We start from the raw sequence: 24,049 nt of genomic DNA on the forward strand, positions 1-24,049 counted from the left end.
CCGCGCCCTCGCAGGCGCGGAATTAAAGGGGTTAGTTTTTGACGGCTTTGCCCAGATCCCACATAGGCATAAAGATACCAAGAGCCAAAAGAAGAACCATGCCCGCCATAAAAAATAGCATGATCGGCTCGACGTAGCTTGAGATATTATCGATGATATCGTCGAATTTCTCTTTGTAATAGTCAGTGACGTTACCGAGCATCTTATCGAGGTTACCGGCCTGCTCGCCCGCACTGATCATCTGAATAAGCATACTCTCATAAAGCCCTGTATTGTTAAACGCCTCTGTTAGGCTCACGCCTTGCTGCACGGCGATTTTAACGGTAGAGAGCTTCTCTTTTAGCGTATGATTATCCACCATCAAAACAGATGTATCCAGCGCATCTGCGATAGGAATACCCGCTCGCACGAGCTCTGTAAAAATAAGCATAAATCGTGACATCGTAGAGAAAAATATAATCTTGCCAAATAGGTAGACCTTCAAAATCGTCTTGTCAAAGCCCTTTTTAAACTCATCGTTATTGCGATACGCCCATCTAAGCCCCACAATAGTAAGTATGATACCCGCTAAAACAAAAATTCCATAATTATTAAGCGTGCTTTCGATGCCAAGTAGAATTCTAGTAGGTAGTGGCAAATCCGCGCCCAAATCCTCAAAAATCTCGCGGAATTTCGGCACGACATACATCATCAAGACCGAAAATGCAATCGCCATAACGATCATAAGGATCATCGGATAACGCATCGCCTTTTTAAATTTACGCTGGTTCTCCCAAAGCTCTTGAAGCATAGCGGCAAGCTTGGCTAGAGATTCTGCCATATTACCGGTAGCTTCGCCCAGACTTACCATCGCAACGACGACATCACCGAGCTGACCTCTAAATTTCTCCGTAGACTCTGTCAAGCTAAGACCTGCGTTAAGATCGTCGTTCATCGCGCTGAAAATTTCTTTTAGCGTCTTATCCTCTGCCGCTCTTGCGACCTCTTTGATCGAGTCGTGGATTGAAATTCCCGCATTTGTCATAACCGAAAGTTGACGGATCGACGCTACTAACGGCAGCGTTCTAACTCTTCCGCTACCACCTAGCATGCGCGAAACCTGCGCCTTAAAATCGCCGCCCGTATTCGCTACGACTTGGGTTTCACCTCTTTTTACAATCGTCCCGCCTACGCGCTGCTTCATTAGGTTGTTTGCTTGCACCTTATCGCTAGCTTGCAAAAACATCTTCTTTCTTGCGCCCTTGGCGTTGTATTCAACTTCTAATTGCTTTTTCATTGTTTAGCCACCCTATAAATTTCTTCTATACTAGTTACTCCGCGCGCAGCACGTATAACACCATCTTCAAACATATCTATAAAACCCTCCTCCTTCGCCAAGGCCCTCATATCGTCCTTTGAGCCGCCGTTAGCGATCAAGCTCTGCATTTTATCGGTAATAGGTAAAATTTCACTAATCATCTCACGCCCCATATAGCCCGTCTGACCGCATTGATCGCAACCTACAGCCTTGAAAAATGTGTATTTTTCAGGCAAAAATTCCTTCAGCTGATCAAGCATCGATTTAGGCAGATTTGTAGGCTGCTTGCAGTGCGGGCAAAGCTTTCGCACGAGACGCTGCGCCTCTACTGCAATGAGCGCACCACTTATGAGGTAGGCCTCTATACCCATATCCACTATTCGCGGGATCGCACTAACGGCGTCGTTGGTGTGTAGGGTCGAGAAAACCAAGTGTCCAGTAAGAGCAGCCTGGATCGCGATCCTAAGGGTCTCTTGATCACGGATCTCACCGATCATTATGATGTCAGGGTCTTGTCTTAAGATCGAGCGCAATGCTGAAGCAAAGGTAAGACCCGCTTTTTCGTTAACTTGGACTTGTTGGATTAAATTTACTTGATACTCGACTGGATCTTCTACGGTAATAACCTTAGTATCGATATTTTTAATATCGTTTAGCGCTGCATATAGCGTCGTAGACTTACCGCTTCCCGTAGGTCCGGTAACCAAGATAATACCGTATGGAGCCTTCATAGCGTTATTAAATTTCTTAAAGCTATCAGGGTGCATGCCGAGCTTTTCCAGGCTTATGATAACTTTGGATTTATCTAGAATACGCATAACTGTAGATTCACCGTTGATAATAGGCAGTGTCGAGATACGAAAATCATATTCGCGACCTGAAATTTTCATACTAAATCTACCGTCCTGCGGCTTACGGCGCTCGGCGATATCCATATTTGAAAGTAGCTTCAATCGGCTTACTAGCGGTGGATAGATATCCTTATCAAAGATAAAAATTTCAGCGAGCATTCCGTCGATTCTGGTACGTACGACGCAGTTATTCTCGGTAGGCTCGATGTGAATATCACTACCGCGCATCTTAATAGACTGGCTAATTATCATCTCAATGAGCTTCAAAATCGCCGAGGTATCATCGCTGCTTCCGCTACCGCCGGTGTTGGCGAGCTCTTTGCGGATCTCCGCTACGAGCCCTTTAATGCTCTCTGAAAGCTCAAGCTTAGATAGATATTTATTTACCTGATTTGGATCGGCTACTACGATTTTAAGCAGCTGTTTGCTAAACATAGCCTGCGCTTTATCTTGCGACTCAAGATTAAACGGATCAGAAAAAGCAACGTAAATATTCAGATCATCCGCTTTAACCGGTATCACGCCGTATCTTTTAAGCTGTGCGGTAGGAGTGCGTTCCGATAGCCTGAAGTCTATATCGATATCATCTAAATTCATATACGACAGGTTCATTTTCTTGGCTAGAATTTGCAAAAATTCCTTTGGATCCATCGAAAATTTTTCGCTTATATCGTCAAATGCTATCTGACGACGCTTGTACAGCTCAACTAAAATTGAGCAAAAATCATCCTGGCTTAGATAGTTATCTCCGACTAAAACCTCTCCTAGCGTCAAGCCGATATCCATCTTGTCCTTGATTTCCGGAACAACGGTGCTAGTAAGGATATTGTTTCGTATTAAAATCGCAACGATCTGTTCTTCAATCTTTGTCATCGCGATCACCAATAAATTTTAATCGAGCTAAGCTTATCGCCAGCATAAATTGCAATTACCATCTTTTTTACCTCTTCTTCTTCTTTGATAAAAAGCTCGGCGCGCTCGCCGTTTTCTAGGGTAAAGACATACGTATCACTCTTTTTTACGTATGCTCTCTCCGTAAATTTATCAAAAATTTCAGACAAAATATAATTAATTTTAGGCGTTCTTATATAGCTTATGTCTACACCGTCGCAAAGCGCCAAATAAAGCATCTTTTTTTGAAAAATTATGGTCGAATAAAGAGAAGCGTTCTCGCGAGCCTCTTTGGTTTTATAAAGCATCACCGTAGGCACTACAAGCTCATTTACTTTGTCCATCTTCAGGCACGCTTTGGCATACATATTTGCAAGCGCCTCGCTCTGCTCCTCGATGAATAAATTTCGCACGCTTTCTTGGCAGATACGGTTATACTGACCGATCTGATCCCAGTTGCGCACGTCATCGGCACTAACTGCAAATAACGACGCGATCGCAAAAGCTAAAATATATAAAATTTTCATAGTTTATCGCTTCTTATCTTTGAAATGAGGTTAGAAATTTCGCTATTTTTCGCCTTTGCATTAAAGGTCTCAAGAGCGTAAAGCGCGTCTTCCTTACGACCTTTTTTATAATTGGCTTTAGCAAAAATTATCCAGCTGGCGACGTTGTCCTTATCAAGCTCATTTGACGTAAGAGCCCATTTGATCGCATTGTCGTAGTCTTTCTTATTATACGCTTCTTCGGCTAGCGATAGCGAATACTCAATCTTATTCGTCGCGTAAAATTTGCTCTCCAAGCTCTGCTTATCTTCGCTTAAATTTGAAGTTTTTATCTCAATTCTAGAACTTAGCGGAGTGCTACTTGCGGTATTTGTAGAACCTCCAGAGAAATTTGATTTAGGCGGCAATGGAGCGCGTCCAAAATCGATAACCTCATTTTTAGGTGGCTGATTTGCAAAAGCTGCGTTATTGGTATTAGGTACGTTAAACGTAGGAGCATTTTGATTGCCAAAATTCTGATTGCCAAAATTTTGACCGCCGAAATTCTGCGCCTGAGCCTGCCCGCCATAGTTTCCGCCATTTTCGTAATTATTGGTTATCTTAAATCCACCGGAATCCTCGCTGGATAGCACGCCTACGTCATTTAAATTTAAGCTTGGACGTTCCTTTTCGTGTTTAGAGTTAGAGGTGCGGGCAACTTTCGGAGCGCTGATATTATAATCTTCTTTGGAGATATTATTTTGCACTGCAAGATCTGCCGCCTGCTGCTCGGCATCATTAGCAGAATTTGTAGCTCCGCCCTTATCTTCAATATTTTGATTGATACTTGCCATGCTAACGCTATCGCTATCTTTAAGCAGCCAGAATATCGCTCCGATCGCAACCGAGATCAATATCAAAAGCCCTAAAATCGTCTTGTCAAATCTCAATACGAAATTCGGCTTAGATTTTAGGAAAGAAAACTGCTTTCTATTTTTGTTATACTCTTCCCATTTTTTTTCAAGTTCGTTTACTTCGTAAAATTCAAGCATTTATTATCCCCGAGCCTATCGCTGCCATCTCTATGATTTTATTATTAATCTGCGAAAAACTAATTTCCGTAGGTTTATTTACCTCGTAATACTCAAAAAGCTCATACATCTTATACATAAGCTTGTTGATATTCCTCATATTACCGTCCGTTAAATTTAAAATCAAATCGAAATTATCGTCGCTAAACATAAAATAGTATTGTTGAAAGCCATGAAGCACAAGCTTTTTTTCAATATACAGCTTGACTTCGCCTAAATTTGAATTAGGAAGCTCGATGCTCTCCCAAATTCTGGTTTTAAAATAATCCTTTGCGAGGCGATCTTCCTCGTCAGTCTTATGAACCGTAAATAAAAATTTAAATAATCTAGTATCTGCCATAAGACGAATTTTTTCTATCAAATTCCCGGGATACAGCTGAGCCTCATCAAGCAAAATAACGACCTGCTCTACCGCTCCTACGTTAGTAGAAATTCCAAATCTCTCTCTGTAAACCCGCATAAAATTTTCATAATTATCAATCGGCTCGCTAGGAGTTGAATGAAAAATCTGCGAATACAGCTCTAAGAAAAATTCTTTCTCATCAAAAAACGGCTGCGGCACAAATACAACTCTTACCTTTTTTTCAAGATCGACCTTGATTTTATTAAGCAAAAATGTCTTGCCGCAACCCGGTTTGCCGTAAAAAAGTATGAGTTTTAACGGCTTTTGCAAAGCATTTAAAATTTTATGATAAGCAAGGGTAGATTTATCGAGATTAACGAAGTCTGAGACTTCGTTATCCTCGATAAAAATCTCCTTGATCGCCGTATAGTTATTACTCATTTTCGTAGATGGACTTTGAGTAACCTAGCTCTTTAAGCGAGGTAGCAAGCGGCGCGCCAGTATTGTCGATGATATGTGGAGTTACAACAAATATTAGCTCCGACGTGCTCAAAACATCGGCAGTACTTTTGAAAAGATTTCCGATTAATGGAATTTCGGCTAGCACAGGCACCCTAGTATTATTCTTGGACTTAGTTGCACCAATCAAACCGCCTAAAATTACAGTATCGCCATCATCTACCCAAACTACACTAGAGAGTTTCTTTTGCAAAGTATCAGGTGCGATATCTCTTCTGCCGTTTTCTTTTCTTACATTATCTTCTGCATATTTAAGAGAACTTAAAGATGGATTGATTCGTAGCATAATCCTATTATCATCTGAAATTTCAGGCAAGATATTCAAAAGAATACCTACAAAGATCGAATACTGATCATCCGACTGAGTATCTCCGCCTTGATAATCACCTGTAGTAGTAGATTTCAATACGTAGTTAATAGTATCACCTACGGAGATAATAGCAGGCTGATTATTCATCGTAGTTACTTTAGGGCTTGAAATAATCTTGGTTTTACCTTTAGTCTCTAGAAAGTTAATCAAACCGTCGATATTAAAATTTAGATTAGCCCCTATCGTCCAAGTTCCGTGAGTATCGCTAGCCTTTCCTCTATTGCCGTTATCTATATGATAGCCTGAAAGTTTAGTCGGATCTCCACCTACATAGGTATTAAATCCTAGTTGAAATTTACTCCAATCTATACCGGTGGTGTATTCGTTATTTAGCTCGACAGATATGATATTTACATCTAGCAAGACTTGGCGACTAAGGCGTTTTTGCATACCGCTTAGATATCTATCTACGCGAGCTATCTGAGACTTCATAGCAGTAACGGTTACTAAACCGGCATTTTGATTTATAATAGGAGCGACTGCGACGTATTTTTCGGTACCGTTATTTAAAACAGAGGTGATTTCCTCGCTAATCTTCTCCCAAAAATCAAATTTCTCTTTGGTAGTGATCTTATTATCTTCTTTATTTTCTTTATCGTCACTATCATCCACTTTCGTAGGTGCGGAATCGACAGAAGATTTAGTAACAGCAGTACCTTCTCTAATAGAAGTGATGTAATCCACTTTAAAAGTCCTAGTCTCTAGCGCTGAAATTTTTAATATGCCATGAGAATACTCATAGCTTAGATTATTCTCTTTTATGAGTAGATCTAAAACTTCGCGTAAAGAAAGGTCTTTGATGCTTACGCCTTGCAGTGGCTTACTCATCTCCTCTTGAGCGATAGCATCTTTTGCTACCACCGAGAAGCGGCACATATCGGATAGCTGAGTTAGCATCTCGTTTAGCGTAACGGTATCGTTAATCTTGATATTTAGCGCCTTCCTATCGCAGTTACCTGCAGTTGCGGGAGCGGCATATAGACTAGTAGCCGTAACAGACAAAGCAAGCATAGCGGCTATGCTAAGCTTTTTACTTATATGTAATAATGACATTTTGACTTCCTTGTTTTAGTGTTAGTTCGACTTTATTTTCATCGTCGTTGGTAATAATAACGCTATTGCCCGTTATTTGCACGATCTTATATGAGCCTACATATTCGCCCAAACCATACCACTTATCGTTTAGCTTAACCTTATCGCCCATAATACCTACTAGCTGATAACCTAGATCCACCTGCTGATTAGCTTCTCTAGGCGCATTAGCTTCTTTAGGATAAAACGGATCTTGCAAAGAAGCTATCTGCTCATCGCTAAGACCCACTCTAGGCTTACTAAGATCATCGAATATCGCATCGTACTTAGCTTTATAGGCTCCATTACTAGGCGCCACCGTCTGATTATTATCTACAGCAAATAGAGCAGTAGAAAGTAGCAAAGAGCATAAAATTAACTTTTTCATTAGTAATTTACTCCCCAGATAGATATACCGATGCTTCCACCGATTTTGCCATTTTTAGTGGCATTGATATCCATCTTATTTACATCTACGATCATCTCCGATTGTTCGATAAGGTTGATATACCTAAGGACGTTCGAAAATGCTCCTTCAAATTTCACATCTATATCCAGCAAAGCTTCAGGCTGAAAAATTTGTTTGATGCTAGGCTCTCTTCTATCGCTGTGAATAGCATAAATTTTAATATTGTTATTCTCTGCGATCGTTGAGAGGCTATCCATAAATTTAGCCCAGTTCTTTTCATTATAGGTAAGCTTTGAAATTTCTTTTAGCTTACCGTCTAGATACTTACGCTCTTCAACGATATTGTTAAGGTTGGTCCTAGCACCATTGAGGATATTGCGTTTATTATTAACAAAAGCATCAGGATCACCGCCAAAAAACTCGTTATACTCTCTTTGTGCGCCTTCAAGCTTAGTAGTGGCAGTACTTAGATTTGTTTCGCTCTCCTCTAAATACGGATCCGCATAGCCACTCAAAATAAAGTAAGCTACCACACCTACAAACAACAAAGCTATGTAAAAATAGTTATTTGCACTATTTCCCTTGGAGGCAAACCATTGATCAAGTTGATCTAATGAACTTTTCTTTTTCATTATTTAACCTCCACACTGATATTACTATCGTAAAAGACGGTTTTATTACCCTCTTGTAGCGCGATTGTTTTAGTATCCACGCCGTACACCTCTTTTTTACTGATATCCTCTAAAAGCTCGGTCATCTGCTTATCGTTTTTGGTGCGCACCTGAACAGTTAGAGTCCTATTCTCATCACCGATCCTAACCATATTGCCCTTATTTTTAACGACCATATTGGTTAGCTCAAAAATAGAAACACCCTTCATAGCGTAATTGTTTTTCTTGTCTAAGATGGCATTAATTAGATCGCGCCTGTCGTTAAGCTCCTTACCACTCTTAGCAGCCTGGGCATTTACCTCTTTAGTCTCTTTATCCAAACGCGCATTTTCTGCTCTAGCAGGAACCATCTGATCTTCCAAACCTTGATATTCGCTAGTTTTATCATTAGCTACCATATTATTATAATAGCCGTAGCCGAAGTTATACGCAGGATACACAGCCCCAAGTAAGCAACCTAGCAACATATAGCCTATCAGCTTGCCGGTTGATCTTTGAGTCAAAGGCGGAGGTCTCATAAACGGCGAGTAGTTGTGATCGTCGTCTTTAGTAACCAAATAATCTTGACCCACCAAGAACATTAAAATATCTAGCTGAGTGAGCGGATAATCTTTTGCGTTGATTGCAACGTTAAAATTAAAATCTTTGTATCTTAGCTTTAGATTATTTTCTACAAAAACCTCGATCGCAGGAATTTTACCAATATCCGTTCCGATATAGACGTTTTGAATATTGACGTTGTAAATTTTACTAATACCGTTCAATACGTCGTTGATGTAGTAAAACATATCGTCAAAAATTTGGATCATATAATCGCGTTCGGTTGGATTTTCTAAATTTACTCCCTGTTTGGAGAGCAATCTATAAAAGCTCTCTTCATCAACTCTACTACCGACTAGCTCGACATATTTTTCATGCAAAAATTTTAGGTTGTATCTTACTTGACGAGATTGAAAATATTCGCCGTTTTGATACACTACCAAAAACGCATCGTCGCGTTGCAAGTAGATGAAGCAGTCGATTCCGTCGCGAGTTAGGACGCCTCTATTATACAAGCCCTCGTATAAAAATGGAGCCATTGCCACATAGTCGATGTAGTTCGTCCTAGCGGCGATCGCATCGAATTCTGAAGTGAGTTTGGCATTATCTACGACAAAGACGTTGAAAATTCTATCATCGCCGCCAGCGCCTATTACCTCACTATAGGTGATTTTGTAATCCAAAGCGGTGTCAAGCCCCAGCTCCTCATACACCTTAACGACGATCGCATCTAAAAGATCCGCGTCCTCTACCGATCTGCTTATCTCAACCGTCGCAGTCATTATATCCTTATACGGAATATATGAGACGTAAGTTTCCTTCGCACGATTTGCTTTTGAGAAGTCGTGCTCGAAAACTTCATTCTCACTTAGACCGAATATGGTTTGCGTGACTTTGTTAATCGCAACAATCGAACTAGCATTTTTACTATTCTTTGCCATAACACTCCACTTCCAAATGAAATTTTCTACGCTGCTAATACTAATAGAAATAAAATAAAATGTCAATAGATAAAATCGGTTTTTACCCTAAATTCGTCATTTTTCCAGCTTTTTTTTACAAAAACTGTTAATTTTAAGTAAATTTTGACCTTAGAAAAATTTGAAATTAACTTTTTTGCTCGAATTCCGATCCGCTTGATCGCCTCGCCGTTTTTGCCGATCAACATCTCTTTGTGTGAATTGCTGTCCGTTATGATCCGCGCATACACCGAGGTTAGACCAGGTTTTTCCACCACTTTTTCCATCACGACGTCGCTGCAATACGGGATCTCGTCGCTCATACTCTCAAAGATCGCCTCGAGTATGAAGTCGCGGTAAATTTCGCGCTCGTTGGTCGCGCTTAAAATTTCAGGATCGTAAAAATACTCGTGCTCGGGCAAAATTTTACAAATTTCATCCAAAACCTGCTTTTTATAGACCTTTTTTTTGATGCTAACGGGGATTATTGCCTCAAATTTATCGGTAAATTTTTGATATTGCAGCAGCTTTTGCACGATCTTTTCGTCGTTTGCTTCGTCAATTTTAGTTAAAATCACGATATGTTTGGTGCCTGCGTTTAAATTTAAAAATTTTTCATATTCCGCGGTATCGTCGTGCACGGGCGCCAAAAACAGCACCAAATCGCAGCCCTCAATCGCTCCGAGCGCCACTTCGACCATCAGTTTATTCATCAGCTTGGCGCTTTCGTGCAGCCCGGGCGTGTCCGTGAAAATCACCTGATCGGCGCCGTTCATCGCGATGCCGTTAATCTTACGACGCGTGGCATTGATCTTGTGTGAGACGAGCGAAATTTTCTCGCCGCAGAGATAGTTTAACAGCGAGCTCTTGCCCGCATTCGTTCGCCCGATGAGCGTTACAAATCCGCTTTTCATATTTTCCTTAAATTTATAAATTTATCTTGCAACCGCAGCGCTAAGCCCTTACGGGTAAATTTTAAAATCTCGTTTTGTGCAGGCCGACTCCGCACGAGCGTAGAAATTTTAAAATTCCCACGCCGCGCAAACAGGTGAAATTTTAAAATTTCAAGCTGCACGGTAGCGCTCAATTTTACTCGCCTCGGCGCAAAATTTTATCTACTTCAAATTCTGCGCGCCATAGATTTTGCGACTTCATAAATTGATCGAGAAATTTTAAATTTTATCCTGCCATGCGCTACGGCTTGACATACAGCTCGCACCGCGCAGAATTCAATCATCCTAGAAATTTTACAGACTTAAAATTTTAAAGCATCGTCAAATTTAAAAGGACGAAGTTCTGCGCATTTTAAAATTTCGCTAAATTTCATACTTAAAATTCTAAATTGCTTTGCAAATTTAAAAACCGTAAAATTCCGCGGCTCCGCAGTTTTCTAAGAGCAACTGCCGCGCCGCCTTATAAAATATATTTCGCCAGATCCTCGTCGCTTGCGATGCCTGCAAGCTTTTCGCTTACGAGCTTTTCATCCACGACGATCTTTTGCCCTTTAAACTTATCCGCTTCGAAGCTGATATCCTCAAGCACCTTTTCCATTATCGTATGTAGCCTTCTAGCGCCGATGTCTTCGACTTTTTCGTTCGTGCTCGCCGCAAATTTCGCGATCGCTTTGACCCCGTCCTCGCTAAACTCTAGCTCGACGCCCTCGGTCTTTAAAAGCGCCGAGTACTGCTTAAGGAGCGAATTTTTTGGCTTAGTTAAAATTTCACACAGCGCTGCCTCATCTAAGCTATCAAGCTCGACGCGAAGCGGGAAGCGCCCCTGAAGCTCGGGGATTAGATCGCTCGGCTTGCTGATATGAAAGGCGCCCGCGGCGATAAAAAGGATATGATCGGTGTCGATATTGCCGAATTTCGTGCTTACGCTGCTGCCCTCCACGATCGGAAGCAGATCGCGCTGCACGCCCTCTTTGCTCGGATCCTGCCTGCCGCTATTGCCGCTTGAGACCGCCACCTTATCGATCTCGTCGATAAAGATGATGCCCTCGTTTTGTGCGCGCCTAACGGCTTCGGCTTTGATGCTCTCCATATCGAGAACTTTCTCGCTAGCCTCGCTTTTAAGGGCAACCTTGGCGTCTTTGACCTTCATCTCTTTTTTGCTTTTGCGCGTCGAAATTCCAATTACCTTGATGAAGCTTTCCTGCATATTCGCCATCTCGGGCGGCAAATTCGGATTTGATTCAAGCGCATTTTCGCTTACTTCGATCTCGATGCTAAGATCGTCCAGATCGCCGTGCTCGAGCTTGGCCGCCATCTTTTCGTAGCTTTTTTCGTAATCTGCGACCTTCTCCTCGCTCGCTCCGCGCGGAAGCGGCGGAAGGACTTTTTCTAAAATTTTACGCTTGATATAATCATCGATCTTGTCTTTGTTCTTTTCAAATTCCTCGCCGCGCACTAAATTTACCGACGCGGCGACCAGATCGCGCACCATGCTCTCTACGTCGCGCCCCACGAAGCCCACCTCGGTGTATTTGCTCGCCTCGACCTTGATAAAAGGAAGCCCAAACATCTTCGAAAGCCTGCGCGCGATTTCGGTCTTGCCCACGCCGGTAGAGCCGATCATCAGGATGTTTTTGGGCATCACCTCGTTTTTCATCTCATCTTCGAGCGCCATTCTGCGGTATCTGTTTCGCAAAGCCACCGCTATCGTGCGTTTAGCGCTATTTTGTCCGATTATATATTCGTCTAGTTTCTCTACGATCTGCTTTGGCGTCATCATCTCTTTTCGTCCCAAATTGCGTATGTTTTGATGTTTTCGTTTGTGTAAATACAAATCTCGCCCGCGATCTTAAGGCTCTGCTTTACTAGCTCCTCTTCGTCTAGGCTAGCAAATTTATCCAAAGCTCGCGCCGCGCTAAGAGCGTAATTCCCGCCACTTCCGATCGCCGCGATCTTGCCGTCGTCCGGCTCTACCACGTCGCCCGTGCCGCTAAGCAAAAAGATATTTTTGCGGTCCAACACCAGCATCATCGCTTCGAGCTTTCGCAGATACTTATCCTTGCGCCACTGTTTGCTAAATTCTATCACTGCCCTTAAAAGATCGCCCTTTGCGCCATCTAAGCACTTCTCAAACATATCAAAAAGATTAAACGCATCGGCAGTGCTGCCCGCAAAGCCCGCTAGGACGCCCCCATCTTTGCCGATCTTTCTAATTTTAGTCGCATTGCCCTTTAAGACGGTGTTTCCAAACGTAACCTGTCCGTCGCCGCCGATGACGGAGCCCTTCGCGCCTTTGTAGGCTAAAATGGTAGTCGCTTCAAACACTAGCCACCTCTATCTCAAATTTAGCGCTTATACCGTGCTTTAGCTTAGCATTTACGTCGTAGATCCCAGTCGTTTTGATAGCCTCGGTCTCTAAAATTTTCTTATCGATTTCGATCCCCTTTTGCTCTTTTAGCGCGGTTGCGATCTCATCTTTGGTAACCGAACCGAAAAGCGCGCCGCTCTCGCCCGTCTGCTTTACGATCTTTACGCGGATCTTAGCTAGCTCCTCGGCCAGCTTTTGTAAGCTCGCGACCTCGTATTTTTCAAGCTCGGCCTGCTTTTTCTTATCCGCTTCAAATTTACGCAAAACCTCAGTCGTAGCGGCTTTGGCATAGCCTTTGCCGATTAAGAAGTTGTTGCCGTAGCCGTCCTTGACCTCCTTTACCTCACCCGCCTTTCCGAGCCCCTTAACGTCTTTGATCAATAACACTTTCATCCATTATCCTTTTAAATTTAGCTTTAAATTTATAAAATTTTATAAGCGGCGCGGGCGGATCTAAAATTTCGTGAAATTTTATGAAATTCGCCCGCAGCCGCTCGCGCTTTTCCGATAATTTTAAAATTTCGTTTTGTGAAATTTGCCTGCACACCTTGCCGCTATAGGCAAAATTTCATCTAAAGCTTGCGTCCGTTCTTGCCCGCGATGATAAATCTTAGCGCGCTTAGCTTGATAAATCCGTCGCCGTCTTTTTGATTGAAAACCTTATCCTCTTCAAACGTCACGAAATCGGTATTAAACAAGCTATCGCTCTTGCTTTCCCTGCCCAGCACGGTCACGTTGCCCTTATAAAGCTCTAGCTTAACCTTGCCGTTTACGTGCTCCTGGGATTTGTTTATCAGCTCTTGAAGCAGCAAGCGCTCCGGGCTGAACCAAAAGCCGTTGTAGATGAGCTCGGCGTAGCGCGGCATTAGATCGTCTTTTAGATGCGCCGCGCCGCGATCTAGCGTGATGCTCTCAATCGCGCGGTGGGCCTTTAGCATGATCGTGCCGCCCGGAGTTTCGTAGCAGCCACGGCTCTTCATGCCGACGTAGCGATTTTCTACTAGATCGAGCCTGCCGATGCCGTTTTTAGCGCCAAGCTCGTTAAGCGCTGCTAGCATCTCGTGCGGCTTAAGCGCTTTGCCATTTAGCTTTACAGGATCACCATGCTTGTATTCGATCTCGATGATCTCGCTCTTATCTGGCGCATTTTTAGGGCTCACGGTCCATCGCCACATATCCTCCTCAGGCGCATGAGCGGGATCTTCCAGCACCAAGCCCTCGTAGGAGATATGAAGGATATTCGCATCCATCGAATACGGCGATTTGCCTGGCTTTGAGGCGATGTCGATGCCGTTTTTCTTAGCGTAAGCAAGAAGCTTCTCGCGAGAGTTCAGATCCCACAGCCTCCACGGCGCAATTACCTTAATATCGGGATTTAGCGCGTATGCGCCAAGCTCGAAGCGGACTTGATCGTTACCCTTGCCGGTCGCACCGTGGCTTACGGCGTCCGCGCCAGTTTTTTTCGCGATCTCGACTAGTTTTTTAGCAATTAACGGGCGGGCAATCGATGTGCCTAAAAGATACTCGCCCTCATAAACGGCGTTTGCGCGAAACATCGGAAATACGTAATCGCGCACAAATTCCTCGCGCAGATCCTCTACGAAGATATTTTCCTTTTTGATGCCCAGTTTCACAGCTTTGTTTTTGATCGGCTCCAAATCCTCGTTCTGACCGATATCTGCGGTGAAAGTCACCACATCGCAGCCGTAAGTATCGCCGAGCCACTTTAAAATAATGCTAGTGTCAAGTCCTCCAGAATACGCCAAAACGACCTTTTTTACATCTTTTTTTGCCATCTCAAATCCTTTACGTAAAATTTGGCGAAATTCTACCAAAAATAGTTTAATAGTTGCTTTTAAGGCAAATATCGCTAAACTCACGCCTATGAGAATCGATAAATTTTTAAACGCAGTAAATATCACCAAGCGGCGCGCCATCAGCGAAGATATGTGCAAAAGCGGCGTCGTGGCCGTAAACGGCGTCGTAGCAAAGCCCGCCAAAGAGCTTAAAATCGGCGACGTTATCACGATAAGCTTTTTAGATAGAAAACAAAGCTTTAAAGTCCTAGCCTTTCCTAGCGCGAAAAATACGCCCAAAAGCGAGCAGGCGAAGTATGTCCAAGAGCTTTGAACTCATCTGCGGCGAGGATGAAATTTCGCGCCTCGTGCAGGCTCTGCCAAAAAGCGGCATAATATTGTTAATCGGCGATCTTGCCAGCGGCAAAACGACTCTTGCGCGCGCGATCGTGCGGGCTCACGGGTTAGACGAGCACGTGAGCTCACCTACGTTTTCGATCATGCAAAACTACGGCCAAATTTATCATTACGACATCTATAACGGCGGCTGTGAGGGGATTTTAAAAAACGGACTATTTGAAAATTTATTTGAAGAGGGGCTTCATCTGATCGAATGGGCGGATGAAAATTTGATAAATTTACTTAAAAAATATGAGCTTGATTTTTGCGTAGTGAGGATCACGCCGCACGCGCAAGGGCGAAAATACGAGGTAAGCTATGCATAAACTGGAAGTCAGGGGTCTAAAAAAAACCATAAAAGGCACGCCGATCATCAAAGGAATCTCGCTAGAGCTTTACAATGGCGAGATCGTGGGGCTGCTAGGGCCCAACGGAGCGGGCAAAACCACGACGTTTTATATGGTCTGCGGGCTGATAAGCGCTAGCGGCGGCGATATCTTGCTTAATGAAAATAGCATCGCAAAGGTTCCGCTTCACAAACGCGCTAAGCTGGGCATAGGCTACCTGCCACAAGAAAGCAGCATCTTTAAGGAGCTTAGCGTTGAAGAAAATTTAATGCTCGCCGCGGAGATCACCTACAAAAACAGGGCCGAAGCCTCGCAAAAGGTCGATGAGATGCTAAATCTACTCAACATCGAGCCGATCAGATTGCGCAAAGGCGTAAGCCTAAGTGGCGGCGAGCGCAGGCGCTGCGAGATCGCGCGAAGCCTAATGATAACGCCGAAATTTCTACTTTTGGACGAGCCATTTGCGGGCGTCGATCCGATCGCCGTTAGCGACATCCAAAGCATCGTGCGAGACCTAAAAAAGCTCGGCATCGGCGTACTCATCACCGATCATAACGTCCGCGAAACGCTTGCGATCTGCGACCGCGCCTACGTCATCAAAGACGGCGAGCTATTCGCAGGCGGCACCGCAAAAGAGATAGCCAGCGATCCAAATGTGCGCAAATTCTACCTCGGCGAGGATTTTAGCATCTAAGTCAGCCAGAGCGCTTTGGATTTTCACTTCCCGCTTCGGCGCGCGCATTAATTTCTATAATTTAAGTTTTACGATTTAAAATTCAAGTGTACGGCTGCGACTGGCTGTACGCGTGCCTCTCGACCTAAATCTGCGTATTAAAATTTTAAAGCCCGTAAAGCCTCGGCGCTCAATAATTTCACGCCCGTTTTAATTTACATATTAAATTTTGAGGCGTAGCGCTTCGGTGCGAGGCGCGTATCAGTATGGTTTGAATTTTGTGCTTAAAATTTTGAAATAGTTATGACGGCGAGATTTAAACTCGGCGTCTAAATCTCGCGCATCAATTTTTGAAGTGCGTCTCGGGCTCGTTTTTAAATTTCAAAAGGCGTTTTGTGCACTGCAAATTTTAAATAATTTTTGCGGCAGGTTCTCTTTTCGCAACCGCAATTTACACCCGTGGTACATAAAATTTAAATTGCATTTTAATCACACTTTGTTTAAATTAAATCAAATTTTAAAGCAGAGGCGTCTTTAAACGTAACGCTTTCATCTGCGCATCAAAATCACGCCCACAATTTGCAAAAGAATATCCGCTCGTAGAATTAAAATTTTAAAGCAACAGCCTCAAATAAATTACGTATGCGAAACTTGCGGTCCGCGCGATGTGGCTAGCGAGTGGCAGCGTAAACCAAAGCGCACACAAACCTACTCACTTCGGCTTCGACGCATCAAATTAAAAGCGACGCGCGAAGCAAGACCTTCCAACCCGCTAGAATTTTGCCGATTAAGCCGCTTTGTTTAATTAAAATTGCGCTTTTATTTGCTCTGCGGGTTTAAATTTCGCTCATCTTAAAGCTCGCTGCGAATTTTAAAATTTTAACCCGGCACTCGTCGCTTCCTTTAAAATTTTAAAATTCTTAAAATTTTGGCGAGATCAAGGAGAGATTATGAAAAAAGTTCTACTTTCGTGCGCCTTGGCGGGCGCGCTTTTTGGCCTAGGGATCGACGGATTTAGCGCACCTAGTGGTTCGCTCATTACCGATGACGCTTTTTACATCGCAAATCGCGGCAGTAGTGAAGATCCACAAGAGCGCGACGGCTTCATCAGCCGCATAGTAAAAAATTCCAACGTCGTTGAGACCAATTTTATAGACGATCTGGTAAATCCTGGCGGAATGGCGCAGATCGCGGGCGTGCTCTACGTGTGCGATCTGGACGCGATCAGGGGCTTTAGCAAAGGCCAGGAGGTTTTCAATCTAAAAATCGAGGGAGCGCAGGCCTTAAACGACGTCGTGGCGCTCGGTAGCGAGGTTTTGCTCGCAAGCGATCCCGCGCGTGGGACGATCTGGCGCATCGACCTGCTCTCGCGCACCGCGGATGAGTTTGCGCGCATCGATCCATCGCTAGGCAGCCCAAACGGACTTTTGGCTAAAGGCGATAAGCTTCTGATCACTACATTCGATCTTAGCGGAAAGGTCCCGGGGCGCGTACTAAGCATGGATCTGAAATCTCGCGAAATTTCGATCTTTGCCGATATGAAGGGGGTTTTCTACGGCATAGCGCGCGGAAAAAACGGCGAAATTTTAGTTAGCGATTGGGGTGAGGATCTTTTAAGCGGTAAAATTTGGCGCATCGGTACGGACGGACGCGTGCTCAAGCTAGATCTGGGCGCGATGCAAAGACCTGCGGACATCTCAAGCGATAGCAAGGTTTTATTGATCCCAAAATCGCTGGAAAACAAAGTCGAGCTGATAAATTTGCCGTAACCGACCGTCTTATTGCGGCTTCGCAGTTTGCTTAAATTTTATAAATATATGCTGTATCGTGCTTTATAAGCCATCTTTTTGTGCTTCGCCGCTTGTGCGGCAGTATCAGTTACGGACCAGAACCAATCGCGATATCAAAATTAGGTCAATGCCGAAGCCGGTCGCAGCGCCAAGGCTAATTGCGGCAGCGTAAGAGTTATATTACGAAACCGATCGCCCTTTTTCGCGCGCACTCAAGAGCCAAGTACGCCCAAAAGCCGCGCGTGCCGTCTTGCGACACGCAAATGCCGAGCCTGCCGTAAAATTTGCAAATTCATCTGCCCTCCTTTTAAATTCCATCGCCTTAAATTTCATCGCTGCAGATATTTTCACAGGCCGAGCGGCGCTAAATTTCAGCGCAAAATTTAACGCCCGCTGCGACTCAAAAGCCTTGAAGACTCATAACGCGCGAAATTTCAGCGTAAATTTTAACGATGAGAGGCGCTTTTACATACCGCGTCGTATCTGCGCGCGACCGAATTCTATGCGGCGGCGTGATCTCGGCTACTGCGCGCTGTCGCTGTACGGATGCGTGAAGCTTACCATTCTACGAAGCGCGTATGCCTAGGCTACTTCTGGGCACCCGCGCAGAACCTACCCCTCTATGCGCCCCTCCCACACGGCGGGAGTGTCAAGCTCTACGTATGAGTTTAAAATTTCATACGGCTCGTAGCCAAATTTATACGCCAGGCTCGGGCACTGCTTCACCGCGTAGCCCAGATAGATCCAGCGAAGCCCCAGATCTTGGGCGAACTCAATCTGTTTTAAAAGCGAAAATTTACCCAGACTTAGATGCGGCAGATACGGATCGTAGTAGCAATACACCGAGCTAATGCCGTCATCCACGATATCGATGAGATCGACGCAGATAAGCCGCCCGTCCTCGCCATAGTAAGAGATTTCTTTGCCGAAGTCGCCGTGGCCCTGGACGTAAATTTCATCATATCGCTCAAAATCGATCTCTTGCACAGGCCAGCCCTTTTTTAGATGCATGTAGTCGTGATAGAGCGCGAAAAGCTCCAAACGCGCATCGTTTAAAAGCGGGCGAGATTGCCATACATAGGCAGTCGTGCGATTATTTTTATAGACGCGGCGGTGCGATCTGCTAAATTTAAAATTTAAAGCATCGACGCGCAGGCTTTTACACTCCGCGCAGGCTGCGCAAACGGGCTTTTGAAAATACCTGCCGAAGCGGCGATAGCCATGTTGCACTAAGCTTGAATTATACTCGAAGTCGCAGTCTTTTATGTAGAGATACTCGCTACGCGCGGCTCTGCCGCCTAGATAGGGGCAGGCAAAATCCAGCGTACAAAATGGAATTTCAGTCATTCAGCTTTTTGATATTCGCCGCGTCCACGTATTTTAAAAACTCGTCTTTGAGGCGCTTTTCGCGTGCGGCGATGCTCTCTTTGGCTGCGTCGAATTCCTCCGCGGCACCGTCTAGGCCGCTTTCGCTATCATCATCTCTGAAAATATCTTTAAACTCGTCGCGATTTGGATTAGGTTTTTTGGGCTTTTTGGGCGCAGAGCTTGCCGCCTTGTCCTTAAGCATATCCTTTTTTATATCTTTCAGGCTCTCTAAAAAATCCATACTCTTTCCTAAATCCGTGCCGATTTGCGCATCGCAGCGACGATGGCGGCGATCGCTTCGTTTTTATTCGGCTGCATATCATCGATAGTGTTTTCTAAGATTTTATCTAAATTTTTCTCGACATAGCTCGTGTCAAAAAAGCCGAGTCGGAATTCGCGCGACTTGCTGATGCTAAGCAAAAACGGAATGATCGTGCGCACCCCCTCGATACGAAACTCCTTCAGCGCGCGCTCTAGTTTATTAACAGCCAGGTCGTAGTCGGTGGTTTTGATGATGAGCTTGGCTAGAAGCGAGTCGTAAAACGGCGGAATTTTATAACCTTTGTAGATGTGGCTATCGACGCGCACGGAGGGACCTAGTGCGGGATAATAATCGCTGACGGTACCGGGAACCGGGGTGAAATTTTTCCAGACGTTTTCGGAGGTGATTCTAGCCTCAATCGCGTAGCCGTGCGGCTTGATATCACTTTGCTCAAGCTCTAAAATTTCGCCGTTTGCGATGCGGATCTGGCGCACGACAAGATCGACGCCCGTAACCTCCTCGGTGATGCCGTGCTCGACCTGGATACGGGTATTCATCTCCATAAAATAGAAGTTATTGTAGTCATCGAGCAAAAATTCCACCGTGCCGACGTTGGTATAATTCACCGCCTTTGCTGCAGCTACCGCGGTCGTACCCATCGTCTTTCGCAGATGCTCGCTTATCGAGGGGCACGGCGCGATCTCGATAATTTTTTGATGGCGGCGCTGGATCGAACAATCGCGCTCGCAAAGATGGATGATGTTGCCGTAATTGTCGCCGATGATCTGAAACTCGATGTGGCGCGGCTTAACGACGAGCTTTTCCATAAAAATTTCATCGTTATTAAAAAAGGTCTTCGCCTCCCTCGTGCACGAGTCATAGGCGCTCTCCATATCCTTCTCGTCCCACACTTCGCGGATACCGCGTCCGCCGCCGCCGCCGCTAGCCTTTAAAATCACGGGGTAGCCGATCTCGCGCGCATATTTTTTGATCGTATCCATGCTCTCGTGATTTAGCTTTTCGGTGCCGGGCACGATCGGGATGCCGTTTTTGCGCATCAGATAGCGAGCGATGTTTTTGTTGCCCATTTTGCGAATAACGTCGGGTTTTGGACCGATGAAAATAATGCCCGCGTCCTCGACCTCTCTTGCAAAGTCGTAATTCTCGCTCAAAAAGCCGTATCCAGGATGTATCGCATCAGCACCGCACTCTTTGGCGACTTCGACGATCTTTTTGGCGTCCAGATAGCCTTTTAGCGCATCGGTGCTGACCTCGTAGGCCTCATCGGCGATTTTTACGTGCAAGCAATCGACGTCGGGTTTAGTGTAGATCGCGACGCTTCCGATATGCAGATCTCTGCAGGCTCTAATGATCCTAACCGCGATCTCGCCGCGATTGGCGATAAGAATTTTACGTATCATAAATAATTGCCTCTTTTAAAGAAATACCGCGGTAATAATAGTATAAAAAATTTTATAGCAAGTTGAAATTCATGAAAGGCGGTTGAAATTCCGGATAAAATTTAAAGAAGATTTATGGTGCCCGAGGTCGGAATCGAACCGACACGAGGTCGCCCTCGCCAGATTTTGAGTCTGGTGCGTCTACCAATTTCACCACTCGGGCATTTTAAAAAAGTTTTGATTGTATAAATTTAAAAAAGATAAGCCCCGAAGACGGGGCTTGGAGCAAGAAAATTATTTTTTCTTCTTGCCTTTTGCAGCTGCAACAGCCTCTTTTAGCTGTTTGCCGACTTTAAATTTTACTACTTTAGTAGCAGGAGATTTGTAAGTTCTGTTTGTGCCAGGAACTTTACCCTCGCGAGCTGCACGCTCTGCAATACCGAAAGATCCGAAGCCGATGAAGCTTATGTCATCACCTTTTACCAAAAGCTCTTTGATAGCCTCAAGTGCAGAATCAACTACCTTAACAGTATCTTTTTTAGAAAGACCTGCCTTATCGGCAACTACTTGGATAAAATCAGCTTTTTTCATGCTAATCCTTTAAAATAAAGTGGTTTGGGCGGTATTCTACAATAGTTTCGCAAAAAATACAATAGTTTTTTAAGAAAAAAACGCAAAAATCGGCAAAATTTAGCCGAATTTAGCCCAAATTCGTCAATTTTTTAGATTTTGCTTCTTTAAATTTCAAAATTCCGCCATATTTTTGGGGCTGATTTTATAAATTTTGCCCGATTTCGAAAAATTTCAAAATTTCTTCCCCTCCCGCTTCATTTTTATAAAATTTCGCCCCAGCCTGCCGCTTTAAAATATATAAACTATATTTTGTTATAATCCGCGCAAAATTTAAAAGGCTTTTTTATGACTAAAATTTTAATGATAGAGGACGATTTAGAACTCGCCGAAATTTTAAGCGAATATCTGCAGCAATACGATATCGATATCACCGTCGCGGACGATCCGTTTTTGGGGCTTTCTAAGTTAAATTTAGAAAATTTCAACCTCGTAATTTTAGATCTCACGCTTCCCGGGATGGATGGGCTTGAGGTCTGCAAAGAGATCCGCAAAAACACCGATATACCGATCATAATCTCAAGCGCCCGCCACGATCTGACCGATAAGATCAACGCTTTTGATTTCGGCGCGGACGATTATCTGCCAAAGCCCTATAATCCGCAAGAGCTTTTAGCGCGCATCAAACGCCACATCGAGCGCTACGACATAAACTCCATTCAGCGCGCCGCAAAGCCAAAAAAAGACCTCGAAGTGGATGATTTCCGCCACGTCATCAGCTTCAAAGGACAGCCACTATCGCTCACCATCGCCGAATACGACGTGCTTTCGTATCTCATCAAAAAGGAAGGCGGCGCGATCACCCGCGAGGAGCTCATCTACAACTGCAGCTCCATAAGCGAGGAATCCTCGAGCAAAAGCATCGACGTCATCATCGGTCGCATCCGCCTAAAGCTTGGCGAAACGTCCAAGGCGCCCAGCTACATCCACGCCATCCGCGGCGTAGGCTATAAGCTGATACAATGAGCGGACTTGCGCCGTCAATTTTGAAATTTAAAATGGTGAAAAGCTCGATATAGCGCAAAAGGGCGCAAAATGAAAGGACAAAGATGATAGAGTGGATACAAAATTTTTTTAGCGGAGTGATTCCGAAGCTGCTACTAAACGCGACGCTGGAGACGCTGTATATGACCTTCGTAAGTACGGCTTTGGCGTTTATTTTGGGGCTCGTGCTTGCGATCGTGCTTATCCTTACGCGTCGCGGCGGGCTCTGCGAAAACCGCATCATCTACGCTGTGCTGGACGTCGCGATAAATACGCTGCGAAGCTTTCCGTTTATAATTTTGCTGATCGTGCTCTTTCCGCTTACAAAGCTTCTTGTCGGCACGAGCATCGGTACCACCGCAGCGATCGTGCCGCTTACTATCGGCTCAGCGCCCTTTATCGCGCGGCTCATCGAAAGTGCGCTGCTGGAGGTCGATAGCGGCGTGATCGAGGCGGCGAAGAGCTTCGGCGCGAGCAAGACGCAGATTATCTTTCGCGTGATGTTCGTCGAGGCGCTACCTAGCATCATCGGTGCGATTACGCTCACGCTCATCGTCATCATCGGATTTACGGCGATGGCGGGCACGGTCGGCGGTGGTGGGCTCGGCGACGTGGCGATCCGCTACGGCTTTCAGCGCTTCCGCCCCGATATAATGGCATATACAGTCGTGATCCTGATCGTGCTCGTGCAGATAATCCAAAGCATCGGAAATTTACTCTATAAAATCACGAAAAAGTAGGCTCAAACCCATAGCTTAACGAGATATCAAACATTTTCTATTAGTATAAAATTGCAAAAAGTAGATCTTAAACTTATAGACCGTTCGTTTGTATAGCCTGTTTTGCTAAACTGTAAAATTATAAAAAATGTAGGTTTGCAATGCTATGAATACCGCTTGAAATTCTATAATCGCGAGCAGATAGATTTACCTACCATCAAGGTCTAAATTTAAGGCTTTGTGTAGCTAAAGCAAAGCGCGCCAAGACTTGTTTTGCGTAGAGTAAGCTTTATTTTTATAATAGGTCGCATCTTTGAAACGGGCGATCGAAACTATGCTGGATAATTTTAAAATTCGCAGGCAAGATTTAGGCGCAGAATTTTAAAATTTCATTGTCTAAAATTTAAATTTAGCCTAAATCTTAATGAGAAGCGTAAGTTGAAATTTGAAATTCTAAGGCACGGAATTTTAAAATTTTAAAAATTTAGACCTTGCGAAATTTTGCTTATAAATTCTAAGACAAGCAGTTTTAAAATTTTATAATTTTAGGTTTTGCGGGATCTTTCTTATATAATTTCACTTTTACTTAGAAATTTCGTAGCTTACTTTTAAAATATAAAGCGCAGGATATAAATAAAAGCCAATAATGATGGTATTGCCGCTTTGACAAGCTTTTTGGCTTTGATAAAAGAACCTAAGATTGCGCCAGTTCTTTAAACATAAAGCAGACTATGAAATTCCTTTGTGAATTGAGCCTAAATTCTTTCTTATTGAGGAATTTTTAAATTTGTAGAATTCAATAAATTGCCTTACGCCGCTTGCGGTAAAATTTTACGCGGGCGGATACGGCGCGTTTAATAAGA

General features: G+C 44.1%; 24 protein-coding genes and 1 tRNA gene. 6 read left to right on the forward strand and 19 right to left on the reverse strand.

Features of this window, described 5'->3' with window-relative positions:
• Nucleotides 1-31: 31 nt before the first annotated feature.
• The 14 genes from Q0144_RS06750 to Q0144_RS06815 form a co-directional block, all read right to left on the reverse strand.
• Nucleotides 32-1,276, reverse strand: coding sequence for a type II secretion system F family protein (locus tag Q0144_RS06750; protein ID WP_298062771.1), 1,245 nt, complete (start codon nt 1,274-1,276; stop codon nt 32-34).
• Nucleotides 1,273-3,021, reverse strand: coding sequence for a GspE/PulE family protein (locus tag Q0144_RS06755; protein ID WP_177389147.1), 1,749 nt, complete (start codon nt 3,019-3,021; stop codon nt 1,273-1,275). Before Q0144_RS06755 ends, Q0144_RS06750 begins: the two co-directional genes overlap by 4 nt.
• 5 nt (nt 3,022-3,026) lie before the next feature.
• Nucleotides 3,027-3,566: a hypothetical protein gene (locus Q0144_RS06760; protein ID WP_177389145.1), complete on the reverse strand. Its 540-nt coding sequence runs from the start codon at nt 3,564-3,566 to the stop codon at nt 3,027-3,029.
• A complete protein-coding gene (locus Q0144_RS06765) occupies nt 3,563-4,576 on the reverse strand; it encodes a hypothetical protein (protein WP_298062773.1) in 1,014 nt (337 codons plus the stop codon). Before Q0144_RS06765 ends, Q0144_RS06760 begins: the two co-directional genes overlap by 4 nt.
• Nucleotides 4,569-5,399 (reverse strand): ATP-binding protein, encoded by an 831-nt coding sequence (locus Q0144_RS06770; RefSeq protein WP_005870282.1) that lies wholly within the window; start codon nt 5,397-5,399, stop codon nt 4,569-4,571. The genes Q0144_RS06765 and Q0144_RS06770 overlap by 8 nt, the downstream gene beginning before the upstream one ends.
• The gene (mshL, locus tag Q0144_RS06775; protein ID WP_297894751.1) at nt 5,392-6,900 is read right to left on the reverse strand and encodes a pilus (MSHA type) biogenesis protein MshL; all 1,509 of its coding nucleotides are present in this window, start codon (nt 6,898-6,900) and stop codon (nt 5,392-5,394) included. Before mshL ends, Q0144_RS06770 begins: the two co-directional genes overlap by 8 nt.
• Entirely contained in the window at nt 6,878-7,282 is a 405-nt protein-coding gene (locus tag Q0144_RS06780; RefSeq protein ID WP_291937386.1) for a hypothetical protein, read from the reverse strand. The genes mshL and Q0144_RS06780 overlap by 23 nt, the downstream gene beginning before the upstream one ends.
• A 23-nt stretch (nt 7,283-7,305) precedes the next feature.
• Nucleotides 7,306-7,959: a hypothetical protein gene (locus tag Q0144_RS06785; protein WP_298062775.1), complete on the reverse strand. Its 654-nt coding sequence runs from the start codon at nt 7,957-7,959 to the stop codon at nt 7,306-7,308.
• Nucleotides 7,959-9,479: a hypothetical protein gene (locus Q0144_RS06790; RefSeq protein WP_297942316.1), complete on the reverse strand. Its 1,521-nt coding sequence runs from the start codon at nt 9,477-9,479 to the stop codon at nt 7,959-7,961. The genes Q0144_RS06785 and Q0144_RS06790 overlap by 1 nt, the downstream gene beginning before the upstream one ends.
• A 62-nt stretch (nt 9,480-9,541) precedes the next feature.
• The gene (era, locus tag Q0144_RS06795; RefSeq protein WP_298062777.1) at nt 9,542-10,411 is read right to left on the reverse strand and encodes a GTPase Era; all 870 of its coding nucleotides are present in this window, start codon (nt 10,409-10,411) and stop codon (nt 9,542-9,544) included.
• Nucleotides 10,412-10,910: 499 nt separating this feature from the next.
• Nucleotides 10,911-12,230 carry an HslU--HslV peptidase ATPase subunit gene (gene hslU, locus Q0144_RS06800; RefSeq protein WP_298062779.1) on the reverse strand — a complete coding sequence of 440 codons (1,320 nt, stop codon included), beginning with the start codon at nt 12,228-12,230 and terminating at the stop codon, nt 10,911-10,913.
• On the reverse strand, nt 12,227-12,775 hold the full coding sequence (gene hslV / locus Q0144_RS06805) for an ATP-dependent protease subunit HslV (RefSeq protein ID WP_297904003.1): 549 nt from the start codon (nt 12,773-12,775) through the stop codon (nt 12,227-12,229). The genes hslU and hslV overlap by 4 nt, the downstream gene beginning before the upstream one ends.
• Nucleotides 12,768-13,211, reverse strand: coding sequence for a 50S ribosomal protein L9 (rplI, locus tag Q0144_RS06810; RefSeq protein ID WP_295152082.1), 444 nt, complete (start codon nt 13,209-13,211; stop codon nt 12,768-12,770). The genes hslV and rplI overlap by 8 nt, the downstream gene beginning before the upstream one ends.
• Before the next feature lie 179 nt (nt 13,212-13,390).
• Nucleotides 13,391-14,614 (reverse strand): argininosuccinate synthase, encoded by a 1,224-nt coding sequence (locus Q0144_RS06815; RefSeq protein ID WP_298062781.1) that lies wholly within the window; start codon nt 14,612-14,614, stop codon nt 13,391-13,393.
• Nucleotides 14,615-14,702: 88 nt separating this feature from the next.
• Between Q0144_RS06815 and Q0144_RS06820 the strand changes: the two genes are divergently transcribed.
• The 4 genes from Q0144_RS06820 to Q0144_RS06835 all read left to right on the forward strand — a co-directional run bounded on the left by Q0144_RS06820 (nt 14,703) and on the right by Q0144_RS06835 (nt 17,802).
• Nucleotides 14,703-14,948 (forward strand): S4 domain-containing protein, encoded by a 246-nt coding sequence (locus Q0144_RS06820; RefSeq protein WP_295152076.1) that lies wholly within the window; start codon nt 14,703-14,705, stop codon nt 14,946-14,948.
• Nucleotides 14,932-15,339: a tRNA (adenosine(37)-N6)-threonylcarbamoyltransferase complex ATPase subunit type 1 TsaE gene (gene tsaE, locus Q0144_RS06825; protein ID WP_005870258.1), complete on the forward strand. Its 408-nt coding sequence runs from the start codon at nt 14,932-14,934 to the stop codon at nt 15,337-15,339. Before Q0144_RS06820 ends, tsaE begins: the two co-directional genes overlap by 17 nt.
• Nucleotides 15,332-16,054, forward strand: a complete 723-nt coding sequence (gene lptB, locus Q0144_RS06830) for an LPS export ABC transporter ATP-binding protein (RefSeq protein WP_298062783.1) — start codon at nt 15,332-15,334, stop codon at nt 16,052-16,054. The genes tsaE and lptB overlap by 8 nt, the downstream gene beginning before the upstream one ends.
• A gap of 929 nt (nt 16,055-16,983) precedes the next feature.
• Nucleotides 16,984-17,802 (forward strand): ATP-binding protein, encoded by an 819-nt coding sequence (locus Q0144_RS06835; RefSeq protein WP_298062785.1) that lies wholly within the window; start codon nt 16,984-16,986, stop codon nt 17,800-17,802.
• A 633-nt stretch (nt 17,803-18,435) separates the two neighbouring features.
• Here Q0144_RS06835 and Q0144_RS06840 read toward each other — a convergent pair.
• The 5 genes from Q0144_RS06840 to Q0144_RS06860 form a co-directional block, all read right to left on the reverse strand.
• Nucleotides 18,436-19,170, reverse strand: coding sequence for an arginyltransferase (locus Q0144_RS06840; protein WP_298062787.1), 735 nt, complete (start codon nt 19,168-19,170; stop codon nt 18,436-18,438).
• Nucleotides 19,163-19,432: a hypothetical protein gene (locus Q0144_RS06845; protein ID WP_298062789.1), complete on the reverse strand. Its 270-nt coding sequence runs from the start codon at nt 19,430-19,432 to the stop codon at nt 19,163-19,165. The genes Q0144_RS06840 and Q0144_RS06845 overlap by 8 nt, the downstream gene beginning before the upstream one ends.
• Before the next feature lie 8 nt (nt 19,433-19,440).
• Complete coding sequence (locus Q0144_RS06850) at nt 19,441-20,874, reverse strand: acetyl-CoA carboxylase subunit A (RefSeq protein ID WP_298062791.1); 1,434 nt, start codon at nt 20,872-20,874, stop codon at nt 19,441-19,443.
• Between the two features lie 115 nt (nt 20,875-20,989).
• Nucleotides 20,990-21,076 (reverse strand) — tRNA-Leu (locus tag Q0144_RS06855).
• A gap of 71 nt (nt 21,077-21,147) precedes the next feature.
• Entirely contained in the window at nt 21,148-21,444 is a 297-nt protein-coding gene (locus Q0144_RS06860) for an HU family DNA-binding protein (RefSeq protein WP_291937435.1), read from the reverse strand.
• A gap of 327 nt (nt 21,445-21,771) precedes the next feature.
• Between Q0144_RS06860 and Q0144_RS06865 the strand changes: the two genes are divergently transcribed.
• Entirely contained in the window at nt 21,772-22,449 is a 678-nt protein-coding gene (locus tag Q0144_RS06865; RefSeq protein WP_005870247.1) for a response regulator transcription factor, read from the forward strand.
• 83 nt (nt 22,450-22,532) lie between these two features.
• Nucleotides 22,533-23,207, forward strand: a complete 675-nt coding sequence (locus tag Q0144_RS06870; RefSeq protein ID WP_298062793.1) for a methionine ABC transporter permease — start codon at nt 22,533-22,535, stop codon at nt 23,205-23,207.
• The last annotated feature ends 842 nt before the right edge of the window (nt 23,208-24,049 follow it).

Source organism: uncultured Campylobacter sp. (assembly GCF_938045345.1).
In the GTDB taxonomy this organism is placed as follows: domain Bacteria; phylum Campylobacterota; class Campylobacteria; order Campylobacterales; family Campylobacteraceae; genus Campylobacter_B.